At 60.4% G+C, this 3,351-nt stretch carries 3 protein-coding genes and 1 pseudogene; all 4 read right to left on the bottom strand.

From position 1 onward, the window contains the following. Positions 1 to 149: pseudogene (locus EN884_RS30395) on the bottom strand (IS21-like element helper ATPase IstB); the annotation flags it as partial. Further along, entirely contained in the window at positions 82 to 1,650 is a 1,569-nt protein-coding gene (gene istA / locus EN884_RS30390) for an IS21 family transposase (RefSeq protein WP_063170550.1), read from the bottom strand. The gene istA and the pseudogene EN884_RS30395, both read right to left, overlap by 68 nt. A gap of 519 nt (positions 1,651 to 2,169) precedes the next feature. Beyond that, positions 2,170 to 2,937 carry an SDR family NAD(P)-dependent oxidoreductase gene (locus tag EN884_RS30385; RefSeq protein ID WP_063170551.1) on the bottom strand — a complete coding sequence of 256 codons (768 nt, stop codon included), beginning with the start codon at positions 2,935 to 2,937 and terminating at the stop codon, positions 2,170 to 2,172. 77 nt (positions 2,938 to 3,014) lie between these two features. Further along, a partial coding sequence (locus EN884_RS30380; protein WP_164895249.1) for a substrate-binding domain-containing protein occupies positions 3,015 to 3,351 on the bottom strand: 337 nt, incomplete at its 5' end.

Genomic DNA, 3,351 nt, shown 5'->3' with positions numbered 1-3,351 from the left:
TCCGATATCTCGGCCTGCAACAGATCGCCGAGGATCTTCGGCGGTTCGTGCTGCCGCTTAATGGCGACGCCCATGATCTCGTCATAGGCCGCGCGCATCCCGAAGAGTTTCAGCGCCCCCATCAGTTCCAGTACTTCGGTGCGTTCCATGGCTGTTCGTCCTCCTGAGGCTGTCATAGCGGGCGCAGTCGGCGACCGGCTCGTGATCCAGCTTCAGCGCCTGGGGAATGGAAAGGATCGTGCCCGGCGCCGGATCGCGGCTGCGGGCCAGGATGTTGAGGATCACCGCGGCCGACGAGACGCCGTGCTCGATGGCTTCCTGGCAGGCGGCCTCGACCGCGCTCAATCCGTCGGTCAGCACGCAGGTGAGGATCGACACCATCTGCCGGTCGCCGTCATCAACCGCCTTGAGCTTGCGGCGCACCTTCTCCATTGCCGACGGCAGGACCCAGCCAAGGAACGGCGCGCCGTTGCGCAATCCGCCCGGCTTGCGGGCCAGCACCGGCACGTAGTGCCAGGGATCGTAGATGACCTCGTTGCGGCCGAAGCAGCGGGCATGCTCGCCCACGACCACGCCGTCCTGGCGGATAATGATCCGGTCGGCATAAGCATGGATCTCGACGGGCCGGCCGACGGCACTCGACAGCACCGAGTATTTGTTGTTGTCGAAGCGCACCGTGCAGGTCTTCGACACCGACGCGGGAATGCAATGGAAGCCGTCAAAGCGCCCGGCATAGGGAATGAAGCTGGCGCGCTCTTCTTCGAATACGTCCCAGATCGTGCGCTCGCCCTGTTCGGGATGCCGATGCGCCTTGGCATAGGCAACGCATTTGTCGGCCAGCCAGCCGTTGAGATCCTCCAACGTCTTGAAGCGCAGCCTCGGTGTGAAGAAGCGCTCGCGCACCAGCCCGACCTGGTTCTCGACTTGCCCCTTCTCCCTGCCGGCCGCCGGCGTGCAGGCCTCCGGCTCGACAAGGTAATGCCCGCACATCTGCGCAAAGCGGCGGTTGTAGCGGCGATCGCTGCCGATGAAGATCGCGTCCACCGCCGTCTTCATGTTGTCGTAGATGCCACGCGTGCAGGCGCCGCGGAAGAAGCTGAACGCCCGGTCATGGGCGTCGAACACCATCTCCTGCGTTTCGCGCGGATAGGCCCGCACGAAGAACATACGGCTGTGGCAAAGCCGCATGTGCGCCACCTTCACCGTTACCGTCACGCCGTCGAGCAGAACGATCTCGTGGCTCCAGTCGAACTGGTAGGCCTCGCCCGGCGCAAAGCTCAACGGAATGTAGGCTTCGGCCGCGGCGCTGCCGCGATCCGCCGCCCAGCTCTGAGCATGCCGCCACACCGAACTGTAGCTGCCGTCATAGCCGAGGCCGCGAAGCTCCTCAAAGATGCGGATCAGTGTCAGCCGCTCCCGCTGAGACTTGGCCGCATTCGCCGATAGCAGCCGATCCAGCTCGTCACGCCAGGCGCCCATCCGGGGATAAGGCTGATGCTTGCGCTCGTAGCGGAACTCTGTCTCCTCGGAACGCAAAACCTTGCGCACCACCTTCCGGGAGATCTTCAGCTCCCGGCAGATCGCCTTGATCGACTTCCCCTGCACCAGCGACAGCCGGCGTATCTTCGCAATCGTCTCCACAACCAACATCCAAAACACAAATGCCTCCGATCAAACCGGAGGCATCTTGATGACCCATCGTTAAGGGGTCCCGTTTGGACGAAAATCACCCCTCAAACAGGGTCCTCATTCCATGAAAAATCACACGATGTAGCCGAGGAGCGAGCCGGGGCCACTTGCCGTTGCGCTTGAAGAGCGTGTCGTGATCCTGGAGAACGCCTTTCGCAGCATAGTCTTCTCGCAGGTGAGGATCGGGCATGGCATCGCACGAAAGCTTTGTCTGTCGAACTGAGCGGACGGCCGTGGTTGTAGGAATGGGGTTTGCTTGATCTCCGTGCTCGCCCTTTACCTGGCGATGACCCACGGGATTGAGCAAATAGTTCGCGGGCCCCCTGGGACTGCCATATCCCTAAGGAGTGAAGACTGGTGGGCGTTTAGCCCACCAATGACAGCCGCGGTTTGTGCTTTGGCCGCTCGTGCACTGCGTGTCGCGTCAAAGACGGAGCGAAAACCACCAGAGATTGCCAATTTGCGGGTTGAGAATTGCCTTTAGTCCGCAGTCCATCCGCCGTCGATGACCATGGACGACCCCGTCATCAGAGAGGATGCATCGGACGCAAGAAAAACAACTGCTCCGGTTATGTCGTCGACATGACCGATGCGGCCGAGCTTTATTTTGCACATGACCTCCGCCTTAAATGTTTCGTTCTTCAGGAAATTTTGAGCGAGCGGGGTTTCTACAAACGTCGGGGAAATGGTGTTCACACGGATCTTGTATGGCGCAAGATCGATTGCCACCGCCTTGGTCATGCCCTCCATTGCCCATTTCGAGGCGCAGTAGACGCTGCGCGTCGCGGCGCCGACATGGCCCATCTGCGACGACATGTTTATGATGCTGCCACTGACGCCTTGCTCGACCATGCGTCGCGCGACGATCTGCGCGACAAAAAAGGAAGCACGGAGATTGAGGGCCATAATATCATCGAAATCGGCCTGCGTTACATCAAGGAATGGGTTGGTGCGGTTCATCCCGGCATTGTTGACCAGCACGTGAAAAGCCGGCCTGTGTGAAACAGCTTCACTCACTGCCGAAACGTCCCGGATATCGAGAGCGATTGCTTCGGCTCGTCCGCCCGCGCGAGTGATATTGGCAGCGGCAGCCTCGATCTCGCTCAATGTGCGGGCGATCAGAACGACCTCGGCACCAAAGTGGGCGAGCGCATGGGCGGCGGCCAGTCCCAAACCCCGCCCGGCTCCGGTAACAAGCGCCCGTTTTCCGTCCAGCCTGAAATTTGGCGCGACTTGATTTTCCTTCATAAATCACTCTCCATTTCCTTAACTTGAGAATACGTATGCATATGAATTTGCTAAATTAGTATCTGGCGTTGATCAGTTCAGACGGTTGCAGGACCAATGTTGGTAGAGCCGCGAATGATCAGTTCGCCGGGTATGCGAATAGCCGCTGGTGGAAAGTCTGCCGGATCAAACAGCAGGGACAGGGACCGCCCCACCATCGCCTCGATCGGCTGGCGGAAGGTGGTGAGGTCGTATGCCGGCCAGGCGGCCGAGGGAATGTCATCGAAGCCCACGATGGAAACATCGCGCGGAACTTTCAGCCCAAGCCCGAAGCGCGCTGCATCCAGCGCGCCAAGCGCCATGACATCGGCGATACAGAAGATGGCGTCCGGGGGAGTCGGGCCGGACAGCAGATTGATCGCTGCCCTGTAACCC

This window comes from Mesorhizobium sp. M7A.F.Ca.AU.001.01.1.1 (assembly GCF_004022735.1).
Taxonomy (GTDB): Bacteria; Pseudomonadota; Alphaproteobacteria; order Rhizobiales; family Rhizobiaceae; genus Mesorhizobium; species Mesorhizobium ciceri.
The sequence above is the reverse complement of the archived record's forward strand: the minus strand, read 5'-3'. Positions and strand labels throughout refer to the sequence as shown.

Excerpts from the sequence above, each read along its gene's own strand:
- istA (WP_063170550.1), bottom strand. The coding sequence starts at position 1,650 with ATGTTGGTTGTGGAGACGATTGCGAAGATACGCCGGCTGTCGCTGGTG.
- EN884_RS30385 (WP_063170551.1), bottom strand. The coding sequence starts at position 2,937 with ATGAAGGAAAATCAAGTCGCGCCAAATTTCAGGCTGGACGGAAAACGG.